We start from the raw sequence: 25,251 nt of genomic DNA, 5'->3' as shown, positions 1-25,251 counted from the left end.
GCGGGCTAGAGCTCTTCGTGAGTGTCGGGGTCGCCGCCGAAGAGGCGTCCATCGTCCTTGCCGAGCGCGGTGATCGCCGCGACCTCGTCGGCGCTCAACGAGAAACCACCGACGTCGAGGTTCTCGCGCTGCCGCTCCGGCGTCGAGGACTTCGGCAGCGGCAGCGAGCCGATCTCCACATGCCACCGCAGCACCACCTGAGCCGGCGAAACCCCATGCGCCTCAGCGATTTTCGCGACCACCGGCTCCTCATACGGCTTGTCCCGCTTGCCGAGCGGGCTCCACGCCTCAGTCTGGATGCCGAGGTCGCGGTGGACCTGCAGCATCTGCGTCTGCGGGAAGTAGGGGTGCAACTCGATCTGGTTCACGGCGGGCGTGACACCGGTCTCGTCGATGATGCGTTGCAGGTGCTCGGCGGTGAAATTGCTGACGCCGATGGTGCGCACCTGTCCGCGCTGCTGGGCGTCGACGAGCGCGCGCCAGGCTTCGCCATACAGTCCGCGGCTCGGGTTCGGCCAGTGGATCAGCGCCAGGTCCAGCACGTCGACGCCGAACGCCGTCGCGGAGTCGCGCAGCGACTGCCGGGCCAGGTCGTAGGCGTGGAAGCGGCCTGGGATCTTGGTCGTCAGGCGCACCTCGTCGCGCGGCAGCCCGGAGCGGCGCAGTGCCTCCCCGACCTCGCGTTCGTTCTCGTAGTTGACGGCGGAGTCGAGCAGTCGATACCCGACCTCGAGCGCGCTCACCATCGCGGCGATGCCGTCGTCGCCCTTGAGTGGATAGGTGCCGAAGCCGATCGCGGGCAGCGTCGTTCCGTCATTGAGGGTGTAGGTCGGCAAACTCATGTCTCCAGCCTGCCTCACCCCGGGGGCACGCGCGGCGTCAGCCGCCCACCCGAGAAGAGATAGCCCCGTCCGTCGGGCAGCCGGCCGAAGCTCAGCGGCTGCCAGTTCTGCTCCGGTCCCGATCTCGCGACGAATTGCTCACCGCTCGGTCGGACCTCGTATTCTTCGTAAGGCCGTTCGGCGATCGCCAGCCGCGCTCCCGTGGCCCGCAGCTCGAGCACGAGACCGTCGCCCCGTTCGACAAGATCGAAGGAGAGTCCGGCTCGTTCGTAGTGACCGAGCACGCCCCGATCGTACGAATCGCCTTGTGGCGCAGGCAGATCCGGCGCCTTTACCCGCCATATCTGCTCGTATGCCGCGTCGAGCACCTCGCGCGCCGCCGCGGCGGAGGTGTCGAGATTTATGAAGAGACACACCGCCTCGGGCGCGTCGGCGGCCACCCGCAGGAAGGCGCATTGCCCGATCGTCATGCCGTCGTGGCCGAAGAACTCGCGCCCGCCGATCGCGTAGATCCGCCAGCCGAGACCGACGTCGGTCGAGCCGTCGCTGGTCACCGGGATCGGCACCTGCGGCTCGAGCATAGAGGCGTATGCCGGAGCCCGACCCACCTCGAGCGCGAACCGCACCAGGTCCTGCGCACTCAGGCAGAGCAGCCCGGCCGGGCCCATGCTGCGCGGCAGCTGCCAGGTGTGAACCGGGCGCGGCGGCGTGCCGGTGTGGCCGACGGCGGCCGAGTGCAGGATCGCGTCCTCCGGGAGGGTGAAGGTGTGTTCCAGCCCGAGGGGTTCGGTGAACCGGCGGCGCACCGTCTCCTCCCAGGTCGTGCCGTCGAGCGTGGCGACCAGATGCCCGAGCAGCGCGAAGCCCGCATTGCAATACGAATAACCCGTGCCTGGCGCCGTGATCTGCTCGGCGCCAGCCAGGGTGGCGACATAGCGCGCCAGGGCATCGTCGCCTCGCCCGGTGTCGTCGAAGCGGTCGCCGTCGAGGCCACTGGTGTGGTTCAACAGCTGCCGCACGGTGATGCGGTCGTCGATCGGGGCATCGGGCACGAGCTCGCGGATCGATTGGTCGAGATCCAACCCCCCTTCCCCGGCCAGTTGCAGCACCTGGGTGGCGGTCCACGGCTTGGTGATGGATCCGGCGTGAAACATCGAATCCCGTTGCACCGCAGCGCCGGTCGCGGTGTTGAGCACGCCGTGCGTGTGCACCTCCAGCGAATCACCGCGGGCGATGCCGAGCACGGCGCCCGGCACACCGTGCCGATCGCCCGCAGCGGACAGCACCTCGGCGAGCGGGCTCGGACTCACAACTGGTGGGCGATCCGCTCGGCGGCTTCGTGCAAGGGCGCGAGCGCCTCGCTGACGACCGCATCAGTCATCCGGGTGAGCGGGCCAGAGACCGACAGCGCGAGCCGCCGACCCGGGGCCGGCACCGACACCGCGACGCAGCGCACCCCAAGCTCCTGCTCCTGCTCGTCGAGCGCATAACCCCGCTCACGGGTCGCGTCGAGCTCGGCGTGGAAGGCGTCCCGGTCGGTGATGGTGTGCTCGGTGCGGGACGGCATACCGGTGCGGTCGAGCAGCGCATCGACCTCGTCCGCGGTCATCGTCGCCATGATCGCCTTGCCGACGCCCGTGGCGTGCGGCAGCACCGCCCGCCCGACCTCGGTGAACATCCGCATCGAGTTGTGCGAGGGCATGACCTGACCGATGTAGACGACTCGGTCGCCGTCGAGTTGAGCGACATTGGCCGACTCCCCGAGCCGGCGCACGACCTCCTCCAGCTGCGGCCGGGCCCACCGTCCGACCATCTGCGAGGTGACGTCACCGAGGCGAATCAGCTTGGGCCCCAACGAATATTCCCGGTTCGCCTCCTGCCGGACATAGCCGAGGTCGACGAGCGTGCGCACGATCCGGTGGATGGTCGGCAGCGGCATCTGCGCCATGGTCGCCAGCTGCGAGAGCCCCACCACCCCGCCGGCGTCGGCCATGGTCTCCAGCACGACGAACGCGCGCCCGAGCGACTGCACGCCCTTGCTGCGGGTCTCTCGCGCCGCGGAAGTCTGCTCTTGCGTCACGGAACGAGTGTATGCCGGGCCAGCGGCACCTGACCGCCGATCCAGACTCCCCCCAGGTCGGCGTCGGTGCCGAGTGCGAAGACCTTGGCCAGCGCGTCCTCGGCGTCCTTGGCGTGCTCCAGCGCACCGGCCAGCACACCATCGCTCCGCGGCGACACCCAGACCGCGTCGAATTCCTTGCCCACCGACAGGTCGCCGACCTGGTGCAGCCCGAGTGCGTCGGCACCCGCGGCGGTGGCCAGGTGCAGCAGGTGGGCCGCGGTCAGCGGTTCACCCTGGTTGCCGAGCAGCTGCTGCATGAAGTAGGCCTGCAAGCCCTCCTTCAACAGCGACAGCCCGGTCCCGGCACCGACATCGCTGCCGAGCGCCACCCGCACGCCGGCCAGCCGGTGCCGGCGCAGCGGGAACAGTCCGCTGCCCAGCGCGCTATTGCTCGTCGGGCAGTGCGCCACGCTGGTGCGGCGCGCCGCGAGCAACCGCAGCTCGTCGTCACTGGGGTGCACGTTGTGCGCGAGCACCGTTGAGCCACCGAGCAATCCGTACTTCTCGTAGGTCGACACGTAGTCCGTGCCATGCAGTTCCCGCACCCGCTCCACCTCGACCGGGTTCTCGTTGACATGCGAGGTCACGAAAACATCCGGCCGGGCATAGGCGACCGCACCGCAGGCGTCCAGCAGCTCCGATGACGACGACAGCGAGAAGCGCGGCGTCACGGCATACCGCAGACCCGTGTCAGCCCAGGCGTCGGCGAGGGCGACGGCATCGTCATACGCCCGCTGCGGAGTGGTCAGCAGCGACTCGGGCAGCACACGATCGGCGACCACGAGACCCGTCGTGATCCGCAACCCGCTCTCGTGCACTGCGTCGGCGAAAGCCTCCATCGCCGGGCGGAAGTGCGCCCCGAAGACCAGCGCGCTCGTCGTGCCCGCGGCGACCAGCCCGCGCAGGATCTCCGCGCCGACGGCCCGGGCGTATGCCGGGTCGGCCATCCGCGCCTCCTCGGGGAGGGCGCACTTGTCGAGCCAGTCCAGCAACGGCATCCCGAGCGCGCCGATGACCCGCACCTGAGGCAGGTGCACGTGGGTGTCGACGAAGCCCGGCAGCAGCAGTCCAGGGCGCAGGTCGACGACCTCGGCGTCGGGATAGTCCCGAACGACGTCAGCGAATCCGCCTCTCGCACAAACGATTCCGTCGTGCTCAACGGCAATCCCGCCATCATGATCGACGCGCAGCGCACCTCCCGTGAACGGGTCGTCCGGAGTGTCCAGAACGGTCGCACGGAAGATCCTCATCGCTGGACCCGCTCGGCCTGCGGCCACAGCGCGGCTGTGAGCTCGGCCGCCACGCTCAGTGCGATCATCGCCGGCGCCTTGCCGCCGATCGCCGGGTCACCGATCGGAGTCCGTATGCCGTCCACGCGCGCCTCGTCGTGTCCCTGCTCGAGCAACGCCTTGCGGAAGCGTGACCACTTCGCCCGGGATCCGATCAGCCCGACGGATGCCAGGTGCTCGCACCTGAGCGCAGCGTCACAGATGGCGGCGTCTTCGGCGTGGTCGTGGGTGAGCACGAGCACGTGGGTGCCGGGCGGAACTTCGCCGAGCACCAGCTCGGGGACCGGCGAGTCGTGGGTCACCACCTGCGCGATCGCGTCGGTGACCGCGAAAGCTGCCGCCGCGTGCGGTCGCGAGTCGACCAGGTGCAGTTCCACCGGATGCCGGGCCAAGATGTGGGCGAGCTCCAGCCCGACATGGCCCATGCCGAAGATCGCAATCGACGGCCGGACCGGCACCGGCTCGAGCAGGATCGACACCTCTCCCCCGCAGCACTGCTGTCCGAACTCGCCAGATGCCTTGTCCGACAACGGAATCGTCAGGGTCTGGGGGTCCACCGAGCCGCCGGTGATGAGTTCGCGGGCGCGGCTGATCGCCACCTGCTCGAGGTTGCCGCCGCCGATCGAGTCCCAGGTCTCGTCGGTGCCGACCACCATCTTGGCGCCCGCCGCCCGAGGCGCATGGCCCCGCACGGCCGTCAGCGTGACCAGCACTGCGGGGCGACGCGCGGACCGCAGGTGACCGAGCGCGGCATACCAATCCATCTCAGACTCCGACAGTTTCGCGCTCGGAGTCCGGGTGCCGGTCGCCCGCGGTGCGCGCGTGATCGACCGCAACATCGTCGTCGGGCGTCCACCCACCGGCGCGCGCGGACTCGATCGCCCAATAGACGGCTTCGGGGGTCGCCGGCGAGGCGAGGTCGACGCACACCCCAGGAGCGCCGAAGGCCGCGGCGGCCTGGCGGAGTGCCTCGCGCACCGAGAAGGCCAGCATCAGCGGGGGCTCGCCGACCGCCTTGGAGCCGTAGACCGCGCCGTCCTCGTGCGCATCCTCGAGCAGCCGGACGTTGAACTCGGCCGGCACCTCCGAGAAGCTCGGCAGCTTGTAGGTCGAGGCGGCCTGGGTGGCAAGGCGACCACGGGTTGGCCGGTCGGAGGTGTCCCACCGCAGGTCCTCCAGGGTCAGCCAGCCCGCGCCCTGCACGAAGCCGCCCTCAACCTGGCCGATGTCCACCAGCGGCGACAGCGAGTCGCCCACGTCGTGCACGATGTCCACCCGCCGGGTCGTGTAGGCACCGGTGAGGCCGTCGACCTCGACCTCGGTCGCAGCCACGCCATAGGCGAAGTATTTGAACGGCGAGCCCTGCATCACCGAGGAGTCCCAGTGCAGCCCCTCGGTGCGGTAGTAACCGGCCGCTGACAGCTGAACCCGTTGGAAATAGGCGGCTTTCACCAGTTCGTCCCACTCGATCGTCGCCTTGGTGCCGAGCCCGCTGACCACGCCGTCGGCGAACCGGATGTCCGCCGCGGGCACGCCGAGCTTGCCGCTTGCCACCACTCGCAACCGCTCGATGATCTGCTCGCACGCGTTCTTCACCGCCCCGCCGTTGAGGTCGGCACCTGAGGATGCGGCGGTGGCCGAGGTGTTAGGCACCTTGTCGGTTCGGGTCGGCGCGAGCCGCACCTTCGACAGCGGCAGCCCGAGCGCGGTGGCGGCGACCTGCAGCATCTTGGTGTGCAGGCCCTGACCCATCTCGGTGCCGCCGTGGTTGATCAGCACCGACCCGTCCTTGTAGACGAGCACGAGCGCCCCACCCTGGTTGAACGCGGTGAGGTTGAAGGAGATCCCGAATTTCACCGGCGTGATCGCCAGGCCGCGCTTGATGTCTTCGTGGCTGTCGTTGAAGCGCTGGACCTCGGCGAGTCGCGTCTCCAGGTCGCCGTCGCGCCATACCTGCTCCCAACAGGTCGCGGCCCGGGAGGCATGCCGGACCGGCTGGCCGTATGGCGTGGACTGGCCGTCGGTGTAGAAATTGCGCCGACGCAGCTCGTGTGCCGGTATGCCGAGCGCGGGGGCGCAGCGCCCGAGGATGTCCTCGAAGACGAGCATCCCCTGCGGACCGCCGAAACCGCGGAAGGCGGTCTGGGAGGTCTTGTGGGTCTTGGCAATCCGCCCGAGGGCGCGGAATTCGGGGATCCAATAGGCGTTGTCCAGATGACACAGCGCCCGCGCGAGCACCGGCTCGGACAGGTCGAGACTCCAGCCACCGTCGGCGGTGATGGTCGTGTCCAGCGCCTGCACTCGGCCCTCGTCGTCGAAGCCGACGCGCCAGGTGGCGTGGAACCCATGCCGCTTGCCGGACATGGTCATGTCTTGAGTTCGGTTGAGCCGCAACCGAACTGGCCGACCGGTGAGGGTCGCACCAAGCGCCGCGATGGCGGCGAAACCGTGCGGCTGCATCTCCTTGCCGCCGAAACCGCCGCCCATCCGCAGGCATTGCACGGTCACCGCGTGACCCGGCACACCGAGGACGTGCGACACGATGTCCTGGGTCTCACTGGGGTGTTGGGTGCTGCTCTGGATGAAGATCTGGCCGTTCTCGTCGACCACCGCGAGCGAGCAGTGCGTCTCGAGATAGAAGTGCTCCTGACCGGCGAACTCGAACTCCCCGCTGAAGACGCGCGTCGCCCGGGCAAATCCCGCGGACACATCACCGCGCTCCATGAGGGGCTGAGCGCCCTGAAAGCTTTCTGCCGCAATGGCTTCGGGCACGGTCATCAGGGCTGGCAGTGGCTCGTAATCGACCTCGACCGCCGCCGCGCCGAGCCGGGCCGCTTCCAGGGTTTCGCCGAGCACCCAGCAGATCGCGTGGCCGTGGAACATCACCTCGTCGGGGAAGAGCGGCTCGTCGTGCTTGATCCCGGCGTCGTTGACCCCCGGGACATCGGCGGCGGTGAGCACCCGGACCACCCCGGGCACGCGCAGCGCGGGCTCGACGTCGAGCCGGGTCACCTTCGCGTGCGCGACGGTTGACTGCACCGGATGCGCGTGCAGTATGCCGGGGTGCCGCACGACCAGGTCGTCCGTGTAGAGCGCGCGCCCGGTCACATGCTGGCTGGCGGCCTCGTGTGGAATCTCTTGTCCGACAACGGGTTTGCTCGGACGTTCAGACAGGGAGCTCATGCGGTGGCCTCCTGGGGGCTTTCGTCGCGGTGCAACCGCAGCAGAGCGGTGCCGAGCATCGCCTTGCGGTATGCCGAGCTGGCGCGGTGGTCGTCCATCGGCGTGCCTTCCTCGCGCAGGACGCCCGCCGCCCGCACGAAGGTCTCCCGGGACCACGGTGATCCTTCGAGCGCGGCCTCAGTGGCTAGGGCGCGGATGGGCGTGGCGGCGACTCCGCCGAGGCCGATTCGGGCCTTGCTGATGACGCCGGCCTCTGTCTCAAGCGCGAGGCCGACCGCGACGCTCGAGATGTCGTCGAAGCGTCGCTTGGCGATCTTGTGGAAGGCGGTGATCGGGCTGAGCGGCAACGGGATCCGCGCGGCCTTGATGAGTTCGTCCGGCGCGCACACGGTCTGTCGATAACCGGTGAAGTAGTCGGCCAGGGGCACGGTGCGCTCACCACCTGGCCCGGCGAGCACCAGCGATGCTTCGAGCGCGAGCAGGGCCGGTGGAGTGTCACCGATCGGCGAACCGGTGCCGAGGTTGCCGCCGATGGTTGCGCCATTGCGGATCAACCGGGACGCGAACTGCGGAAACAGCTTGTCCAGCAACGGGATTCGACCCTCAAGCTGGCGTTCGATCTCCGACAACGTCAGCGCAGCACCGATCTGGATGGCGTCCTCGCCGATGGTGAGCTCGCGCAGTTCGTCGAGCCGGTCGATCCCGATGAGGTATGCCGCGCGCGACCCGCGCAGGTTGGCCTCCACTCCCCAGTCGGTCGAGCCGGCGACCAGCACCGCGTCGGGGTGGGCGCTCAGCGCAGCCAGTGCCTCATCGAGCGTGCCGGGGCGCAGGAAGGTCGCACCGTCGACCGTGACTTCAGCAGTCGGGTGAGCAGGGGCCGGCGCGGCACACCGCGCTGCGAACCGGTCGTCGGTCTCCGGCGACCCCAGGGCGAAGGCTGCGTCCCGGATCGGCCGATATCCGGTGCAGCGGCACAGGTTGCCCGAGAGGGAGTGGATGTCGAAACCGTTGGCACCGTGCTCGGCATCGCCCTCGCCATGCCCTTCGCGACCGGGGCGGTAGTACTCGGACGCCATACTGCAGATGAATCCCGGTGTGCAGTAACCACATTGGGAGCCACCACGCACGGCCATCTCATGCTGCACGGGGTGCAGCGCGTCCGGCTCACCCAGGCCCTCGGAGGTGACGACCTCCTGGCTGGCGAAGGCGACCGCCGGGGTGAGGCAGGCGTTGAGCGCGGTCCACCGGCTGGCCTGGTCACCGTCGGGCCGGACCACGAGCACTGAGCAGGCACCGCACTCGCCTTCGGCGCATCCCTCTTTCGCGCCGGTCAGGCCTTGGGAGCGGACAAAATCGAGCAGGGACATCCACGGTGGTGTGCCGTGCAGGCTGTAGCTGGTCCCGTTCACCGAGACCGTTGGGCTGTCGGTCATGTCCCTCCTCGCGCCACGCCCCACGACGGAGCGCATCCTTCATGCTGCACCCACCCGAAGGCCGGGTGGAAGCATGGTTGCGGGTGAGATCACGTGCCGGTTATCCATGCAGAACACCACGTGACGCCGACCACACTAACCGGCGATGGCCGCTAATGGAACCCTTATTCCTCTATGTGGAATCTCGGGTTCCCCACAGGATGATGTTCGCCCGATCCCCTGGCGCCACCGCACCGACAAGTGCCGCATCGAAGGTTGCCAGCCGAAATCCATGCCGAGCGGCGCAGTTGACGAGGTGGAAGTCGGTGACGAGTTGGTGACCGATCGTCACCGACACGTCGGATCGCGGTGCGCAGCGACGTCCTCGTCGGTCACGACAGTTGCAGGATCGCCGACGAGAACCGGAGAGCTGGCGTAGCTGACATTGACGAGTGCGCGGCCGTCCGATGACCCGCCGCCGGCGAGCCCTCGCAACGCCAGGTCGGACACCGCACGACCGAGCGAGGTGCCCTGCGAGCGTGCCAATGATCGGGCCGCCGCCAGCACCTTGTCGTCGAGATCGAGCGTCGTACGCATCGCAACATCATGGCATCAGATGCAGCCGACAACACCCGGTGCGCCACCCGCCCACGTGGGCGTTTTGCGCAGGTCGCGAGGCGCTCCGGGTGCACCAATGGGCGTTTTGCGCCGGTCGCGAGGCGCCCCAGGCGCACCAATCGCCCACGTGGGCGTTTTGCGCCGGTCGCGAGGCGCCCCAGGCGCACCAATCGCCCACTTGGGCGTTTTGCGCCGGTCGCGAGGCGCCCGACGCACCCGGCCCAGCCGACCCGTCAGACGAACTGGCGCGACAACGTCATATGCCGGTTGACGTCCTTGTAGAGCAGATAGCGGAAGCGGCCCGGCCCACCGGCATAACAGGCCTGCGGGCAGAAGGCCCGCAGCCACATGTAGTCGCCCTCCTGCACTTCGACCCAGTCGGTGTTGAGCAAGTAGACCGCCTTGCCCTCCAGCACGTAGAGCCCGTGCTCCATCACATGCGTCTCGGGGAAGGTGATCGCGCCGCCCGGCTCGAAGGTCACGATGTTGACGTGCATGTCGTGCCGGATGTCGGCCGGGTCGGTGAACCGCTGGGTGCACCACTTGCCATCGGTGTCCGGCATGGCGCCCAGCTCGACATCACGCTCGTGAGTCACGAATGCCGGGGGCACTTCGATGCCGTCGATCTGCTGATAGGCCTTGCGGATCCAGTGGAATGATGCCTTCGCGCCGGTGCCATTGCGCAGCGTCCACTGCGCACCCGGCGGCAGGAAGGCATAGCTGCCGGGCTCGAGCTCGTGCGCCGCCCCGTCCAGGGTCAGGGTGAGGCCGCCGTCGACGACGAAGAGCACCGCCTCGGCGCCCGGGTCGGTCTCCGGGCGGTCCGAGCCTCCGCCCGGTGACACCTCCACGATGTAGTGGCTGAAGGTCTCGGCGAAGCCGGACAGCGGGCGAGCAATCACCCACAGCCGCGTCTCGTCCCAGAAGGGCAGCAGCGAGGTGGTGATATCCGACAGCGTGCGCCGCGGGATCACGGCATACGCCTCGGTGAACATCGACCGGTCGGTCGTCAGCTCGGTCTGGGGCGGAAGGCCGCCGCGCGGCACGTAATACTGGTTCATCGGATTCCCTTCTGCGACAAGTGATCTCGAGCGATCGCCGCGCCGATGCGGCGCAGGAGCGGAGCCGGTCGGGTCATCGCCTCGTCCGGATCCGTGGTCTGGTCCAGGAGCGCATAAACATCCCGTATGCCGGCCGCCCGCCACTCCCGCTCGGGCAGGTCGACGGTGCCGCACACCGCGATCACCGGGACTTCTGCGTCGCGAGCAGCCGCGGCCACTGCGGCCGGTGCCTTGCCGTGCAGAGTCTGCCGGTCGAGTTTGCCCTCACCGGTCACGACGAGATCGGCTTCGGCGAGCGCGGCCGCAAAGCCGGTGAGCTCGAAGAGCATCGGCGCTCCCGGGGCGGTCGAGGCACCGAGCACCGCGATCAGCCCGAACCCCGCACCGCCGGCAGCACCCGCGCCGGCGTCGTCGCGATGGTCGGCTCCCGTCGCACCAGCCACGACGTCCGCCCAATGTGCGAGACCGCTGTCCAGCTCGCGGACCTGGTCGGCTGATGCGCCCTTCTGCGGGCCATAGACCGCCGCCGCCCCGCGCTCGCCGAGCAGCGGGTTGTCGACGTCACTGGCGACGATGATCTCGGCGCGGGCCAGCCCCGGATGCAGATCAGCGAGGTCGAGCGTTGCCACTGACCTGAGCGCAGCCCCACCAAAGGACGCATCAGATCCGTTGTCCGACAACGCTTTTGCCCCGAGCGCTTGCACCAGACCGAGGCCCCCGTCGGTGCAGGCGCTGCCGCCGATCCCGACCACGATGCGGCGACAACCGGCGTCGAGGGCTGCCGCGATCAACTCGCCGGTGCCCCGCGAGGTCGCACCCATCGGGTCCAGCGCATCACCCAGCAAGGCAATCCCCGATGCCTCCGCGAGCTCGACCACCGCCTCGTCGCCGCGACGCGCCCAGGTCGCCGTCACCGGCGCACCGACCGGCCCGGTGACCTCGGTGGTGACCTGCTCGAAGCCGGCCGCCACCGCAGCCGCGACCGTGCCGTCGCCACCGTCGGCCACCGGCACCGTCACCAGGCGCACCGACGCATCGACCGAGGCGATCCCCGCACTGACCGCTGCGGCCACCTCGACCGCGGTCAACGTGCCCTTGAACTTGTCGGGGGCCAGCAGCACCGTTCCCACGCCCCTCGTCGCGCCTCTGGCCATCGCTCCGGGCCTCACTGCGTTCGGGTCCTCGCTCCGGTCGGCGCTCACGCCCCTCGTCGCGCCTCTGGCCATCGCTCCGGGCCTCACTGCGTTCGGGTCCTCGCTCCGGTCGGCGCTCACGGCCACACCTCAGCTGCCCCGATAGGTCGAATAGCCGAACGGGTTGAGCAACACCGGCACGTGATAGTGCTGAGCGGGGTCGGCGATGGTGAAGACCACCACCACCTCCGGATAGAACGACTCGACACCGAGCCCGTCGAAATACGCCTTCGCGGCAAACCGCAACCGGTAGTCGCCCGCCTCCAACACCTCCGGCCCGATCGTGCCTACCCGGCCGTCGGCGTCGGTAACCCCTTGTCCCACAACCGAACCCGCTGCGTCCTCCAGTGTGATGGTCACGCCTGGCGCCGGCCGACCGCGCGAAGTGTCGAGAATGTGCGTGCTGAGCGTCCCCATGTCAGAGCATCCCTTCCAGTCGCAACAGCGCGATCTCACGCAGCTGGGCGACGGTCTCGGCGCGTTCGGTCGCGTCGTCGCTGTCGAGGCGGCGGTGCAGCTCCCCGAGGATCTCCGGGGCCGTGCGCCCGGCAGCACGGATGATGAACACCCGCCCGAACCTTTGCTCGTATGCCGCATTGCCGCGCGCGAGTGCCGACGTCACCCCATCGTCGGACGCATCGACGCCGGCCTGCTCGCGCGCTGAGTGCTCCGCCTGGTGGTGCGGCGAGGTGGCGCGTTCGCCGATCCGCGGGTGGCCGGCGAGCGCCTGGTCCAGCTCCTCGTCGCTCAACCGCTCGGCAGCGCCACCGGCCGCCGCAAGGAGAGCCGAGCGGTCGCCATACGGCCGGCCGGAGGCGACCTGATCGACCCACCGCGCGACCGGCAGGCACGCGGCCAGCCGGGCGCGCACCTCCCCGTCGGGCAGTGTGTCGAACGGGAGGGTCATGCGTCCAAGCCTCCCATCGAGAACCGGGCGCTGGCGATGGGGTTGGCGTCGGCGACCAGGTTGTCGAACCGGTGGCCGGCAATCTCGCCGATCTCGATGAGGGCGGTCGCGTGCTCCTGGGCCGGGGAATTCGCCAACCGCTGCCAGCCGTGCCGCAGCACCTGCGAGAAGGAATCGCGGTCGCGCACGCAGGTGACCAGCGGGAAGCCGAACCGGTCACGGTATTGCGTGGTGAGGTCGGCCAGCTCGTCGTGATCCTGCTGGTCCAGCCGGGTGAGCCCCGCGACCGACTGGTCGCGATAGGACTCGCTGTCCTCCCCGGCCTCGGTGACACTGTCCGCGCCGAGATCGGGATAGGACTCGATCAGCTGCCGCTGCTCGTCCTGCGAGCCGGCGAACAATGCCTCCTGGAACGCCCGGCGCAGATCGAGGGTGTCCTCGAAGGGCCGCAGGTCGTAGGCCCGCTCGACCGCCCAGGCGGAACCCTGGAACAACCCGCCGAAGGTGTCCACGAACTGCTCGCGCGACATCGCGTTGACCTCGCTGAGGCGCACCTGGCCACCCGGAGCACCCGCGACGGCCGGGCCACGGTTGGTGCCGATGTGATGGAAGACCAGGTTGAGGATGATCGCGGTGAGGCTGCCCAGCGTGATGCCGGAGCCGAAGATAATCTCCGCCCAGCTCGGCACCGCCTTGGCCACATCGGGCTGGGCGGTGACATACATCGCCAGGCCGACCGAGGTGCCGACGATGACGACATTGCGGTGGTCGTGGAAGTCCACGCGCGACAGGGTCTGGAAACCGACGACGGCGACCGTGGCGAACATCGCGAGCGCCGCGCCACCGAGCACCGGATGCGGTATGCCGGCCACGATCGCCCCCGCCTTGGGCAGCATGCCGATGACGATCATCAGCGCACCGGCGGTCGCCACGACCCACCGGCTCTTGACCCGGGTCAGCCGCACCAGGCCGACGTTCTCGGCGAAGCAGGTGTAGGGGAAGGAGTTGAAGACGCCACCGAGGGCCGTGGCCGCACCGTCGGCGCGCAAGGCGCGGGCGATGTCGGTGCGGCCCACCCGCTTCTCGACGATCTCACCGGTGGCGAAGACGTCGCCGGTGGTCTCGACCGCGGTGATGATCATGACGACGATCATCGAGATGATCGCGGCGATGGAGAACTGCGGCCAGCCGAAGTAGAACGGCGTGGTCACCCCGACCCAGGAGGACTGCGACACCTCGCTGAACTGGGCGTCGCCGAAGGCCCAGGCGACCGCGGTGCCGATGACCAGGCCGGCCAGCACCGCGACGGTCGCCATGAAGCCCTTGAAGATGCGCTGGATGGCGACGATCAGCGCGAGGGTGCCGAGCGCATACGCCATATTGCGCCAGCTCTCCGGACGACCGGCCGGCCCGGCGCCACCGACGGCGTCGCCAGCGGCGACCGGCAGCAGCGCCAGACCGATGATGCTGATGACCGAGCCGGTGACCACCGGCGGGAAGAAGCGGATGAGCTTGCTGAAGTAGGGCGCCACCAGGAAGGTGAACAGACCGGCGACGATCACCGCGCCGTAGATGGTGGTGAGCCCCTCGGTCCCGGACGCGGCGGCCGTGCCGATCGCGATCATCGGCGACACCGCGGTGAAGGTCACGCCCTGCAGCAGCGGCAGCCGCACGCCGATCTTCCAGATACCGACCGACTGCAGGATCGAGGCGATGCCGCAGGTGAACAGGTCGGCGTTGATCAGGTGGACCAATTGGGTCGGTGACAGCTTGAGCGCGTTGGCGAGCAGGATCGGCACGACGACCGCGCCGGCATAGAACGCCAGCACGTGCTGGAAGCCGTAGGCGAGCAGCTTCGGCGCGGGCAGCACCTCGTCGACCGGGTGCCGGGACTTCCTCGGCGCAACGGCAGATGCGGTCATGGGGGCCATCCTTCGCTTCGGCGCATTCCGTATTATGGAATGCTGTTCTGCTATCGCGGAATCATGACCCAGGTCACAGGCCCCGGTCAACCGTTTGCGTCCATCGACTTCGCAGCGCGCCTCGCTACATTGCCGCCCATGAACCACCTCGCCGTCCATCGTCATCTGCAGATCCGGATGGCGATCGCCGCTGTCTGCGGGCTGATTTTCGGGCTGCTCACGCCCACCCCACCCGACGCGGGCGGCCCGGTCTTCCGCGGCCTGGCCGGGTTCGTGCTCGCCACCCTCGTCTTCTGCTTGCCGCTGCTGTGGTGGATGGTTCACCTGGACGCCACCGAGACCCGCGAAAAGATCACCGGCCTCGACCCGACCCGCACCGAGATCGACGTCGTCGTGCTGGTCGTGTCCTTCGTGGCACTCGGAGCGATCGGGCTGATGCTCGCGCAGAGCAAGGCCAAGAGCGCGTCGATCGGCGCCACCAGCGAGGCCTTGCTCGCGGTGATCTCGGTCGCCGGCGCCTGGCTGATGCTGCACACGACCTATGCGCTGCGCTACGCCAAGCAGTGGTTCAACGCCCAGCCCGGATGCATCGATTTCAACACCGACGACCCGCCGATGATGTCGGACTTCGCCTACCTGTCCTTCACCCTCGGGATGACCTACCAGGTCAGCGACACTAACCTGAAGACACCGGCGGTGCGGCGCCTCGTCCTGCAGCACACCTTGTTGGCCTATCTGTTCGGCACGGTCATCATCGCGAGCACGATCAACCTCGTGGTGGGCCTGGCCGGCTAGGACAGCACCTGAAAAGAGCCGGAGGCCCTGTTGTCCACCGTCGTCCCCCAGGGCCCGAAGCCGGGCTACGACCGCAGCCGCGACGAATCACTGGCCGCGCGCCTGCGCGACATCTTCGGGATCCGCTGGCTGTCGCTGATCCTGGCGATCCTGCTCGTGCAGCTTGGGTTCATCGCCTCGTATGTCGGGGCCTTCCACGACCCGCGCCCGCAGCAGCTGCAGGTGACCGTCATCTCCAACCACAACTGGCAGGAGTACGTCGCCAACCAGCTGAACAAGATCTCCGGGCAACCGGTCTGGGCGTATGCCGAGTCCAACGAGACCACCGCGACCCAGGACCTGAAGTCCGGCAAGCGGCAGGGCGTCTACGTCTTCGACCCGCAGGGCGACACCGACAAGCTGCTGATCGCCACCTCGACGGGATCCTCCAATGCCGCCGCCATCGAGCTGATCTTCACCAAGGTCGCCGCCGACAAGGACCGCCAGCTGGTCGTGCAGGATGTCGCGCCCGTGCAAGCCGGTGACAACCGTGGGCTGACCGGCTTCTATCTCGTCGTCGGCTGGCTGGTCGGCGGTTACCTGATGGCCTCGATGGTCGGGGTGATCCGCGGCGGCCGCGCGCGCAACTGGCGACGGATGCTGTGGCGGCTGGTGCTGTGCGCCGGCTACGGGGTGGTCTCGGGCCTGCTCGGAGCGCTCATCGTGGACACCTGGCTGGGCGCGCTGACCGGTCACTTCTGGCAGCTGGCGCTGCTCGGCGCCGTCGTGTCGATGACCGCCTCGATCGTGACGATGGGCTTGTCCGCGGTCTTCGGCGTGATCGGCGTCGGCGTGTCGATCCTGCTGTTCGTCGTGCTCGGCAATCCCTCGGCCGGCGGCGCGTTCAACTACGGCCTGCTGCCGCAGCCGTGGCGGTTCATCGGGCAGTGGCTGCCCAACGGAGCGGGCGTCGACGCGGTGCGCAGCATCGTCTATCTCGACGGGGAAGGCCTCGGCTTCCACTACCTCGTGCTCGCCTGGTGGCTGGCCCTCGGCCTGTTGCTCTTCCTCGCGGCCGCCAACAACACCTACTGGGGCTTCCGACGGCCCGACCTCATCCCGGCCCGCTCCGGCGGTGCTCGCCACGCGACAGCCGACGGCCGCCACGCGGCGGCCGAGGACGACTGAGCGTGTGACAGCATCGACGGGTGGACTTGCCTGCTGCCGTCACCGATCGCACCACGGCCCACCTGGCCATGCTCGAGCAACGGCTGCCCGGTTATCTCACCGGTCTCTACCTGCACGGCTCGCTGTGCTGGGGTGAGTTCTTCCCCGGCAGCGACATCGACTTCGTCGCCACCACCTCCCGTCGCCCCGGCGAGGCCGAAATCGCCACGCTCCGCACGATCCACGACGAACTCGCTGTGGGCACGGACGAGGCAACGCCGGCATACGACGGGTTCTATGTCCTGGAGTCCGATCTGGCGCTCGACCCGACCACGATCTCGGTGCAGCCGGGGGTGCTGGCCGGCGATTTCGCGGTCGCCCACCACGGCGACGCGAGCCTGGTGACCTGGCACGAACTGGCCGAACGCGGCATCACCGTCGCGGGCAAGCCGGCGAGCGAACTCGACATCTTCACCAATCTGCCTGTGCTGCAAGCGTTTTCGCGGGACAACCTGCAAACCTACTGGGCATCTGCGGCAGCCCGCGTGGCGGCCGAGCCCGACCTGTCACCGGCCGTAGGTGCGTGGTGTGTCCTGGGCATCACCCGGCTCGACCACCTGATCCGCGAGGGCAGCCTGACCTCGAAGTCAGGTGCTGGACGGTGGGCGCTCAACCACCTCGACCGGCGCCATCGACCGGTCATCGAGGATGCACTGGCCTGGCGCGAAGCGGGCCAGGAGCGACTGGAGCCGAGCGCTCGCGCCGTCGCGGTCGCCGACCTGATGTATGACGTGCTCGCGGCCTACGACATCACGCCGGAGCCCGATCACTGCTAGGGCTGCGGGGACGCGCTGGACGTCAGCGGCCGCGCATCCGCCGGCCGATGGCGAGCAGGACGACCCCGGCGACCAGCGCCACGGCATACCCGCTGGCGAAGACGGTCAAGACCGGCGCGGCGCTCGGTGCGGGACGGCCGACCATCGCCCAGAGGAGATAACCGAGGAAGGAAAGGAAGAGCACCGGCGACAGCACAATGACGCCGGTGAGGGTTCCTGCTCCCAAACTGCGCAGTCGTGCTCCCCTGCCGTCGGTGCCCGCTGGGGCACCACGGAGTGTGTCGGTCAGGGATGACGGCATCGGTTCGGGTGCTCCTACCCTCCCGATGCTGACGCAGCGGGATCGTCCGGGTGTGTGCAGGCCGAACCCTCTTATGAGGATTCTGTGGTCAGCCTAGCCACCCCCGTTGAACGATCAAGAGGGATTGCGCGATTACCGCCGATGTTGCGGTGACTTGGCGCCGAAGCGGCTGCGCCTCAGGTGGCGTCCTTGCCCCAGAGGCCGGTGAGGGAATCCTGCGATCCCGGCGCCGAATAGCTGCAGGTGCCGCCGCCCCACTGCTTGAGCGTGGCGTCCATCTGCAGCTTGGTCGCGCCGATGCCGGTGGCGGTGTCGATGTTGAACACGACATTCGTGCAGGAGTTCGGCGCGATCGGTGTCGTGGTCGTGGCCGTGTAGGTCACCGAGGTATTGGTGCCGGTGGGGTTGAGCGTCGTCCCGGTCGCCGGGTCGAGCACGTAGCCGGCCGGGGGCGCGGGCGTGATGACGATGTCCTTGTCGCCCGAGGTGTTGCCGGGCGCCTTCAAGGCCGTGAGCACGATGGTGTAGCTCGTGCCGGCCGGGATCGGCAGGGTGCCGTTGTTGCAGATCTGCAAGGTGAAGGTGCCGACCGTATGACCGTTGGTGCCATTGGTCGTGGTGGTCGAGGTGATCTTCAGATCGGTCGAGTAGTAGTTGCGGTCGGTCACCGAACAGGTCGCGGCCTGCGCGGCGCTGCCGGCGACCAGGAACGGTGCCGACCAGGCGATGCCGGCAGCTACCGTCCGGCGGCTGACCCCACGAGGCGTTTCCAAAGCTGTCACTGTGATCCCCTCCTGAGTGACGCAGCGGCCCCCGCGGTCGGGGGAAACCTACGCGAACGTAACAGTTCGGCTACGACCGCAATCCATACTTAAGGGTGAAAATTCCCTCCCGAGGGGTGGAGAGAAAAGTCGCTGTGAGGCGGCCGAAAACCGTCGGTCCCGGCCCCCTTCACGAGGGGCCGGGACCGCTGGTTCTGCGGGTCGAACGAGCCGATCAGAACGCGCTGGTGCCGTTCGGCGTGCCCAGACCGGTCGGGCCGTCCCAGCCGGTCTTGGCGGTGCACCAGCTGGCGCACGTGCCATTGCTGCCGCTGGTCACATCGAACAGGCCGCCCTGGTTGGAGTACGGAATCGAGTTCGCGTAGCCGGCGGTGTTGCCCGACAGTGCGTACACCGACGCGACGAGCGGCGAGGACAGCGAGGTGCCGCCATACTGCGCCCACGCCGACTGGGTGGAGCTCGTCGGGGCGTAGACCGCGAGACCGGTGTTCGGGTCGGCGACTGCGGAGACATCCGCCATCGCGCGGCCGGAGCAGTTGGTCATCGCCGTGGTCTGACCAGCCGGCGGCTGGTTCAGCGTGGTGCACCCGGAGCCGGCGCCGGACCAGGCCGACTCGGTCCAGCCACGGGTGTTGGACGCCGAGTAGAGCGAGGTGCCACCGACGGCGGTGACATAACCGGACGAGGCCGGGTAGCTGCCGCCCTGGTAGCCGTTGTCACCGGTCGAGGCGGTCACCGCGATGCCGGGGTGGTTGTAGTACTTGCCGTAGGTCGAGTCGGCTGCGTCGCCACCGCCGTAGCTGTTGGAGATCGCGACGACACCGGCCTGCTTGGCCGCGGTCTGCACCGCGGTCCCGAGGTCGGCGAAGGAGGCCGACTTGGCCTGCACCAGCATGATCTTGCAGCTCGGGCAGGCGGCCGAGACGGCGTCCAGGTCGAGCGCCTGCTCCTGCGCCCAGCCGACGTCGGTGCGCGGCAGGTTGGTGCCACCGTTCTGGTCCATGATCTTCAGGCAGCCGTTGGCCTGGGTGCAGGAGGACAGGCCCCACTGGTTGCGGTAGACGCCGAGGTCACGCTCGGCGTTGGGGTAGCCGTAGGCGTCGACGATGGCGACGGTGCGGCCGCCCGCGGACAGGCCGGCGAGCTTGTACGCGCTCTGGATGTCGTTCGGCGTCTTGCCGGAGATCGCCGACGGAGTGATCGGCTTGCCGTGCGGGTTGACCGCGGCTCCGGTGCTGCTCTGCAGCCGCACCGCATTACACGCGGCGGTGCCCGGCGCGGCCGTGCCGCAGACCCGGTGGTGCTGCACGCCGACACCCGCCGCTGCCGCGGTGGACACCGGCATCGCGCCGACGATGGCCGCCGCCGCGGTGGCGGCAGCGGTCAACAAGGAAAGCTTGCGCATGAATCGTGCTCCTCATCTCCGGCGTCGGGGGTGGCGCCGGTGACCGTCACTGTGGACCCGGATCCAGGCTCGTGGGGCAGACCTGTCGTATCCGCACCGATTCCTGACCGAAACCTGGCCGAGTTCCCAGGATGTCTTCAGCTTCGCGGGCCGCAGCGGCCACTCCTCCGGGCGCGGCCGGCGCTCATTAGGGTGACGCCCGTGACCGACTTGCCCGACTCCTCCGCCTACTACCGGCGGCTCGGACCGCACACCTATGCCCCGACGATCAACGCCCAAGGAGCCTGGCGCGACACCGAGCAGCACATGGCGCCGATCAGTGGCCTGATCACCCACGAGCTGTGCACGCACGAGCCGCGCGAGGACATGCAGATCGGGCGGATCACCTTCGAGATCCTCGGGATCATCCCCGCGGTCGAGACCTCGATCGAGGTCACCACGGTGCGCCCCGGCCGCACCATCGAGCTGCTGGAAGCGACCGCCAGCGCCGGTGGCCGGCCCGTCATCCGGGCGCGCGCCTGGCGTCTCTCGCGCCAGGACACCACGGCGTATGCCGGGTCCGAGCTGCCCGCGATGGACCCGCCGGATGCGGGTCGACCGGTGGACACCACCTCCGAATGGCCCGGCGGCTTCATCCGCACCCTGCGCACCCTGGAGCTGCCGGGCGGACGCGCTGGCCGCCGTCAGGTCTGGGTCCGCTCGGCGTGCACCCTGCTGGAGCAGGAGCCGGCGGCAGGACTCGCGGCATACGTCATGCTCGTGGACGGCGCGAACGGGATCGCCACCCGCATCCGGCCCAGCGAGCTGATGTTCCCCAATGTCGAGCTGTCGATCCACCTGCTGCGGCAGCCGGCCGGACCCTGGCTGGGACTGGACACCGCGGTCTCCTTCGGCCCCGGCGGCCTGGGGATCACCTCGACGACGCTCAACGACGAGGACGGCGCGTTCGGGCGAGCCGAGCAGGAACTCACCGTGCGCGAGTTCCCGAGCTGACCGGATGAGCGCCGCGGCACCGGCGGCTGTGGCAGGCTCGAGGCAACGACATTTCCGCGATTCGAGGAGGATCGAGCATGGGTTCAGTGGTGTGGAAGGTGCTGTCGCTGGTCGCGAACCTGCTGGCCGGCAAGGCCGCGACGACCGCGTCGCGCAAGGGCTGGCAGGTGGCGACGGGCAAGAGCGCGCCGGACAGCCCGCACGACCCGAAGGTCACCACCGGTGAGGCGGTGGCCTGGACCATCATCAGCGGCGCGCTCATCGCGGGCGTGCGGCTGTTCGCCCAGCGCAAGGCGATGAGCTTCTACACCAAATCGGCCGGCGCTCCGCCGCCCCCGGTGCAGAAGAAGCAGAAGAAGACCGCCTGACCGCGGGCGCTTCACTCGGCGCCGGCATCCCACGGGGTGCCGGCGCCGCGCTGTTCGTCGAACACCAGCCAGGTGCGGGTGTCCTGCACCCCGGCGATCGCCTGGATCCGCTCAAGCACCGTGGTGCGCAAGGTCGCGTTGTCGGGCGCGTGCACCTGCACGAGCACGTCGAACTCCGAGGCGAGCAGACTGATCGTGTCGAGATAGGGCAACTGCTGCAGCGCCGCACTGACCGAGCGCCAGGAGTTCTGCTCGATATTGATCGCCACGTATGCCGTGGTCGTCAGGCCGGCCGGACCGGGCGCCACCCGCGCGCCGAAGCCCTCGATCACGCCCCGCTGGACCAGCCGGTCGATCCGGGCGTAGGCGTTCGCGCGGGACAGGTGCAGCCGTTCGGCGAGCGCTCGCACCGAGACCCGCGCATCGACGGTGAGTATGCCGAGGATGCGCCGGTCGGTCTCGTCGAGCGCCGACCGTCCAGCCGAGGTGGACTTCAGGCCGACCGGCGTGGACGATTGGCCTCTCTTTGTGCTTGGCATGAGCCGATTGTCTCGCAATCGTCGCCGGAGTTGAGCCAGATGGGCCTCTCGTCCGACGATGGTGTGATGCAGAGCACAGCCAGGCAGGTGGGGGTCGAGCACCTGCTGCCGTCGCCCGAACCGGTCCGTCTGCTCGACGAGCACGGCACCCAGGTCCTCCCGTCGTCGGCCCGCCGTGACTACGTCATGCCTACGCCTGAGCGGCTGCGGGCGGTCTGGCGCGCGATGGTGATCGGCCGACGGCTGGACGCGCAGTCCACCGCGCTCACCAAGCAGGGCCGGCTTGCCGTCTATCCGTCGGCGCGCGGGCAGGAGGCCTGCCAGGTCGCGCCGGTGCTCTCGCTCGGGCCGGGTGACTGGCTCTTTCCCACCTACCGCGAGTCGATGGCGCTGTTCACCCGCGGCATCGACGAGGTCGAGGTGCTGTCGCTGCTGCGGGGTGACCGGCACTGCGGCTACGACCCGATGCGACACCGCACCGCTGCCCAATGCACTCCCCTCGCAACGCAATTGCCGCACGCGGCGGGCGCGGCATACGGGATGAAGCGCAGGGGCGAGGACGGTGTCGCGCTGGCCTTCGTCGGTGACGGGGGCACCAGCGAGGGCGACTTCCACGAGGGGCTGAATTTCGCGGCCGTCTTCGGCGCCCCGGTGGTCTTCTTCGTGCAGAACAACAACTACGCGATCAGCGTGCCCCTGTCGAAGCAGACCAAGGCGCCATCGTTGGCGTACAAGGGAATCGGCTACGGGATCAGCAGCGAGCAGGTCGACGGCAATGACGCCGCGGCGGTGCTGTCGGTGATGGACGTTGCGCTCGCACACTGCCGGTCGGGCAACGGCCCCTTCCTCATCGAGGCGCACACCTACCGCATGGAGGCGCACACCAACGCCGATGACGCCACCCGCTATCGCACCGGCGAGGAGGTGAGCACCTGGATCTCCCGCGACCCGGTGACCCGCCTCGAAGCCTGGTTGCGCGAGCGCGGCGTGATCGACGACGAGACCGTCGCGGCCGTCCAGGCCGAGGCAGAGGAGCAGGCCGCGTCGCTGCGCGACCGCATGCACGACGACGCGACCCTGCGGCCGATGTCGTTGTTCGACAACGTCTTTGCCACTCCGACGCCGCAGGTTCGGGCGGCCGAGGCGATGGTGCGCGCGGAGTCCGAGGCGGGTGAGCAGGCATGAGCGAGATCGAGACGGTCACCTTCGCCGCGGCGATCAACCGCGCACTTGGTGACTCGATGGCAGCCGACGACGACGTGCTGGTCTTCGGTGAGGACGTCGGCACCCTCGGTGGTGTCTTCCGGGTCACCGACGGCCTGGCGCAGCGGTTCGGTGAGGACCGGTGTTTCGACACCCCGCTCGCCGAGTCGGGCATCGTCGGCTTTGCGATCGGCTTGTGCCTCACCGGTTTTCGCCCGGTGGTGGAGATGCAGTTCGACGCCTTCGCCTATCCCGCCTTCGAGCAGATCGCCTCGCATGTCGCCAAGATGCGCAACCGCACCAGCGGTGCGGTCCACCTACCGATGGTGATCCGGGTGCCGTATGCCGGGGGCATCGGTGGCGTCGAGCATCACTGCGACTCCTCCGAGGGTTACTACGCGCACACCGCGGGGCTGAAGGTCGTCACCCCGGCCACGCCGGCCGACGCCTACAGCCTGCTGCGCGAAGCGATCGAGGATCCCGACCCGGTTGTCTTCATGGAGCCCAAGGTGAGCTACTGGACCAAGGGTGAGCTCACGCCGGCACCCGGCTTCGGCCAGGCGGTGGTGCGCCGCCCGGGCACCGAGGTCACCCTCGTCGCCTACGGGCCGAGCGTGCCGGTCGCGCTGAAGGCGGCCGAGGCTGCCGCCGAGGACGGCTATGACGTCGAGGTGATCGACCTGCGCACCCTCGTGCCGCTGGATGACGCCACCGTGATGGAGTCGGTCGCCCGCACCGGCCGGTGTGTCGTGGTGAGCGAGGCCTCCGGATTCGCAGGTGTCGCAGGCGAATTGGCGGCACGCATCAGCGAGCAGTCCTTCCACTCCCTCGCCGCGCCGGTGCTGCGAGTGAGCGGGCTGCCGATCCCCTATCCGGCACCGATGCTCGAGCACACCTACCTGCCGGGCGTGGACCGCATCCTCGATGCGATCGACCGGTTGCAGTGGCAGGACACCCCCGGTGACTTCAGCGTGGCTGCCCGATGAGCCGGGTCTTCACGTTGCCCGATCTCGGCGAGGGCCTGACTGAGGCCGAGATCGTTGAATGGCTGGTCGAGGAGTCCACCGCGGTCACCGTCGACCAGCACGTCGTGGTCGTCGAGACCGCCAAGGCCACCGTCGAACTGCCTTGTCCGTATGCCGGCACCGTCGCCACCCGGCACGGCGCCCCTGGCGATGTGATCGCGGTGGGCGCGCCGCTCGTCACCATCGCCGTCGACGGTGAGGCGGCTGCGTCTGCCGCGCAGGGAAATTCGGTGAGCACGGCCGGCGACCGCGGTCCGGCATACGCCGGGAGTGAGGGCGCGGGTGACGGCGGTTCGGGGAACGTCCTGATCGGCTACGGCACCGGCGGTGAGCGCACCCGGCGCCCGCGGGCACGCCGGGACGCCGAGCGCGCCCAGCGCAGCGAGGCACCCGTCGAACAGGCGGCGCCGCAGCCAATCGCGGACCCGGCGGAAGCGCCGCGCGTCATCTCGCCACTGGTGCGCAAGCTGGCTCAGCAGCACGGGCTCGACTTGGCGCGCCTGACCCCGGCATACGGGAAAGTGTTGCGGCGCAAGGACATCGACGACGCCATCGCGCTGGGCAGCCGCGCGACCGACACCGGTGACGAGCGCATCCCGCTGACCGGGGTGCGGCGCGCGATCGCCGACAAGCTCAGTCAGTCGCGTCGGGAGATCCCGGATGCGACGACCTGGGTCGACGTCGACGGCACCGCGCTGGTGCGCACCCGCGACGAGCTGCGGGCGGCCGGAGTAGAGAAGGTCGGTCTGCTGGCACTGCTCGCCCGGGTGAGTGTCGTTGGGCTGCAACGGTTTCCCGAGCTCAACGCCGAGGTCGACATGGCGTCGCAGGAGATCGTCCGGCACCGGGCAATCCACCTCGGTTTCGCGGTGCAGAGCCCGCGCGGGCTGGTGGTGCCGGTGGTGCGCAACGCCGGTGAGCTGACCACCTCGCAGCTCGGCGCGAAACTCGCCGAGTTGACCGCCAAGGCACGGGAGGGCACCCTGCAGCCGGCCGAGCTGACCGGGGGAACCTTCACGCTCAACAACTACGGCGTCTTCGGCGTCGACGGCTCCACGCCGATCCTCAACCACCCCCAGGCCGCGATGCTCGGCGTGGGTCGCCTGCTCGATCGCCCCTGGGTGGTCGACGGCGAGCTCACCGTGCGCACGATCACCCAGCTGTCGTTCACCTTCGACCACCGCGTCTGCGACGGTGGGTCGGCGGGAGGATTTCTTCGCTATGTCGCGGATCTGATCGAGGCGCCGGTGCGTCTGTTGGGAGAACTGTGACCGGGTCGCCCGGTCATGCACGTGGTTCTAGGATG

Annotated in this window: 25 protein-coding genes; 8 read left to right on the top strand and 17 right to left on the bottom strand. The window is 69.1% G+C overall.

Annotated features, from left to right (window positions below; genetic code table 11):
- Positions 1-5 precede the first annotated feature (5 nt).
- The 13 genes from G9U51_RS14935 to uraD (G9U51_RS14875) form a co-directional block, all read right to left on the bottom strand.
- Complete coding sequence (locus tag G9U51_RS14935) at positions 6-842, bottom strand: aldo/keto reductase (RefSeq protein WP_166197957.1); 837 nt, start codon at positions 840-842, stop codon at positions 6-8.
- 14 nt (positions 843-856) lie between these two features.
- Positions 857-2,152 (bottom strand): serine hydrolase domain-containing protein, encoded by a 1,296-nt coding sequence (locus tag G9U51_RS14930; RefSeq protein WP_207948366.1) that lies wholly within the window; start codon positions 2,150-2,152, stop codon positions 857-859.
- The gene (locus G9U51_RS14925; protein ID WP_328823502.1) at positions 2,149-2,922 is read right to left on the bottom strand and encodes an IclR family transcriptional regulator; all 774 of its coding nucleotides are present in this window, start codon (positions 2,920-2,922) and stop codon (positions 2,149-2,151) included. Before G9U51_RS14925 ends, G9U51_RS14930 begins: the two co-directional genes overlap by 4 nt.
- On the bottom strand, positions 2,919-4,214 hold the full coding sequence (locus G9U51_RS14920; RefSeq protein WP_166197955.1) for a guanine deaminase: 1,296 nt from the start codon (positions 4,212-4,214) through the stop codon (positions 2,919-2,921). Before G9U51_RS14920 ends, G9U51_RS14925 begins: the two co-directional genes overlap by 4 nt.
- On the bottom strand, positions 4,211-5,017 hold the full coding sequence (xdhC, locus tag G9U51_RS14915; RefSeq protein WP_166197953.1) for a xanthine dehydrogenase accessory protein XdhC: 807 nt from the start codon (positions 5,015-5,017) through the stop codon (positions 4,211-4,213). The genes G9U51_RS14920 and xdhC overlap by 4 nt, the downstream gene beginning before the upstream one ends.
- Before the next feature lies 1 nt (position 5,018).
- Complete coding sequence (gene xdhB, locus G9U51_RS14910; protein ID WP_166197951.1) at positions 5,019-7,436, bottom strand: xanthine dehydrogenase molybdopterin binding subunit; 2,418 nt, start codon at positions 7,434-7,436, stop codon at positions 5,019-5,021.
- Positions 7,433-8,872 (bottom strand): xanthine dehydrogenase small subunit, encoded by a 1,440-nt coding sequence (locus tag G9U51_RS14905; RefSeq protein ID WP_166197949.1) that lies wholly within the window; start codon positions 8,870-8,872, stop codon positions 7,433-7,435. The genes xdhB and G9U51_RS14905 overlap by 4 nt, the downstream gene beginning before the upstream one ends.
- A 327-nt stretch (positions 8,873-9,199) precedes the next feature.
- A complete protein-coding gene (locus G9U51_RS17520; protein WP_166197947.1) occupies positions 9,200-9,448 on the bottom strand; it encodes a DUF2191 domain-containing protein in 249 nt (82 codons plus the stop codon).
- A gap of 254 nt (positions 9,449-9,702) precedes the next feature.
- Positions 9,703-10,530 carry a bifunctional allantoicase/(S)-ureidoglycine aminohydrolase gene (locus tag G9U51_RS14895; protein WP_166197944.1) on the bottom strand — a complete coding sequence of 276 codons (828 nt, stop codon included), beginning with the start codon at positions 10,528-10,530 and terminating at the stop codon, positions 9,703-9,705.
- Positions 10,527-11,651, bottom strand: a complete 1,125-nt coding sequence (locus tag G9U51_RS14890) for a glycerate kinase (protein ID WP_328823501.1) — start codon at positions 11,649-11,651, stop codon at positions 10,527-10,529. Before G9U51_RS14890 ends, G9U51_RS14895 begins: the two co-directional genes overlap by 4 nt.
- Before the next feature lie 162 nt (positions 11,652-11,813).
- Complete coding sequence (gene uraH / locus G9U51_RS14885) at positions 11,814-12,140, bottom strand: hydroxyisourate hydrolase (RefSeq protein ID WP_166197940.1); 327 nt, start codon at positions 12,138-12,140, stop codon at positions 11,814-11,816.
- A gap of 1 nt (position 12,141) precedes the next feature.
- On the bottom strand, positions 12,142-12,630 hold the full coding sequence (gene uraD / locus G9U51_RS14880) for a 2-oxo-4-hydroxy-4-carboxy-5-ureidoimidazoline decarboxylase (protein ID WP_166197938.1): 489 nt from the start codon (positions 12,628-12,630) through the stop codon (positions 12,142-12,144).
- The gene (uraD, locus tag G9U51_RS14875) at positions 12,627-14,552 is read right to left on the bottom strand and encodes a 2-oxo-4-hydroxy-4-carboxy-5-ureidoimidazoline decarboxylase (RefSeq protein ID WP_166197936.1); all 1,926 of its coding nucleotides are present in this window, start codon (positions 14,550-14,552) and stop codon (positions 12,627-12,629) included. The genes uraD (G9U51_RS14880) and uraD (G9U51_RS14875) overlap by 4 nt, the downstream gene beginning before the upstream one ends.
- A 138-nt stretch (positions 14,553-14,690) precedes the next feature.
- On the opposite strand from uraD (G9U51_RS14875), the gene G9U51_RS14870 reads away from it, so the two are divergent.
- The 3 genes from G9U51_RS14870 to G9U51_RS14860 are packed head-to-tail and all read left to right on the top strand — an operon-like array spanning position 14,691 to position 17,329.
- Complete coding sequence (locus tag G9U51_RS14870; RefSeq protein WP_166197934.1) at positions 14,691-15,347, top strand: DUF1345 domain-containing protein; 657 nt, start codon at positions 14,691-14,693, stop codon at positions 15,345-15,347.
- A gap of 30 nt (positions 15,348-15,377) precedes the next feature.
- Positions 15,378-16,514 (top strand): DUF3533 domain-containing protein, encoded by a 1,137-nt coding sequence (locus tag G9U51_RS14865; RefSeq protein WP_166197932.1) that lies wholly within the window; start codon positions 15,378-15,380, stop codon positions 16,512-16,514.
- A gap of 20 nt (positions 16,515-16,534) precedes the next feature.
- A complete protein-coding gene (locus G9U51_RS14860; RefSeq protein WP_166197930.1) occupies positions 16,535-17,329 on the top strand; it encodes an aminoglycoside adenylyltransferase domain-containing protein in 795 nt (264 codons plus the stop codon).
- A gap of 22 nt (positions 17,330-17,351) precedes the next feature.
- On the opposite strand, the gene G9U51_RS14855 is transcribed toward G9U51_RS14860, so the two are convergent.
- The 3 genes from G9U51_RS14855 to G9U51_RS14845 all read right to left on the bottom strand — a co-directional run bounded on the left by G9U51_RS14855 (position 17,352) and on the right by G9U51_RS14845 (position 19,817).
- Positions 17,352-17,630: a hypothetical protein gene (locus G9U51_RS14855; RefSeq protein ID WP_166197928.1), complete on the bottom strand. Its 279-nt coding sequence runs from the start codon at positions 17,628-17,630 to the stop codon at positions 17,352-17,354.
- A gap of 176 nt (positions 17,631-17,806) precedes the next feature.
- Entirely contained in the window at positions 17,807-18,412 is a 606-nt protein-coding gene (locus G9U51_RS14850) for a hypothetical protein (RefSeq protein ID WP_166197926.1), read from the bottom strand.
- Positions 18,413-18,626: 214 nt separating this feature from the next.
- The gene (locus tag G9U51_RS14845; protein WP_166197924.1) at positions 18,627-19,817 is read right to left on the bottom strand and encodes a S53 family peptidase; all 1,191 of its coding nucleotides are present in this window, start codon (positions 19,815-19,817) and stop codon (positions 18,627-18,629) included.
- 201 nt (positions 19,818-20,018) lie between these two features.
- Between G9U51_RS14845 and G9U51_RS14840 the strand changes: the two genes are divergently transcribed.
- Complete coding sequence (locus tag G9U51_RS14840; RefSeq protein ID WP_328823499.1) at positions 20,019-20,810, top strand: thioesterase family protein; 792 nt, start codon at positions 20,019-20,021, stop codon at positions 20,808-20,810.
- A gap of 77 nt (positions 20,811-20,887) precedes the next feature.
- Positions 20,888-21,178, top strand: a complete 291-nt coding sequence (locus G9U51_RS14835) for a DUF4235 domain-containing protein (RefSeq protein ID WP_166197922.1) — start codon at positions 20,888-20,890, stop codon at positions 21,176-21,178.
- An 11-nt stretch (positions 21,179-21,189) separates the two neighbouring features.
- On the opposite strand, the gene G9U51_RS14830 is transcribed toward G9U51_RS14835, so the two are convergent.
- Positions 21,190-21,717: an Lrp/AsnC family transcriptional regulator gene (locus tag G9U51_RS14830; RefSeq protein WP_166197919.1), complete on the bottom strand. Its 528-nt coding sequence runs from the start codon at positions 21,715-21,717 to the stop codon at positions 21,190-21,192.
- 66 nt (positions 21,718-21,783) lie between these two features.
- Between G9U51_RS14830 and G9U51_RS14825 the strand changes: the two genes are divergently transcribed.
- The 3 genes from G9U51_RS14825 to G9U51_RS14815 are packed head-to-tail and all read left to right on the top strand — an operon-like array spanning position 21,784 to position 25,216.
- Positions 21,784-22,902, top strand: a complete 1,119-nt coding sequence (locus G9U51_RS14825; protein WP_235946194.1) for a thiamine pyrophosphate-dependent dehydrogenase E1 component subunit alpha — start codon at positions 21,784-21,786, stop codon at positions 22,900-22,902.
- Positions 22,899-23,906: an alpha-ketoacid dehydrogenase subunit beta gene (locus G9U51_RS14820; protein WP_207948365.1), complete on the top strand. Its 1,008-nt coding sequence runs from the start codon at positions 22,899-22,901 to the stop codon at positions 23,904-23,906. The genes G9U51_RS14825 and G9U51_RS14820 overlap by 4 nt, the downstream gene beginning before the upstream one ends.
- Entirely contained in the window at positions 23,903-25,216 is a 1,314-nt protein-coding gene (locus tag G9U51_RS14815) for a dihydrolipoamide acetyltransferase family protein (protein ID WP_166197915.1), read from the top strand. The genes G9U51_RS14820 and G9U51_RS14815 overlap by 4 nt, the downstream gene beginning before the upstream one ends.
- Positions 25,217-25,251 lie beyond the last annotated feature (35 nt).

This window comes from Metallococcus carri (assembly GCF_011440275.1).
Classification (GTDB): Bacteria; Actinomycetota; Actinomycetes; order Actinomycetales; family Dermatophilaceae; genus Metallococcus; species Metallococcus carri.
The sequence above is the reverse complement of the archived record's forward strand: the minus strand, read 5'-3'. Positions and strand labels throughout refer to the sequence as shown.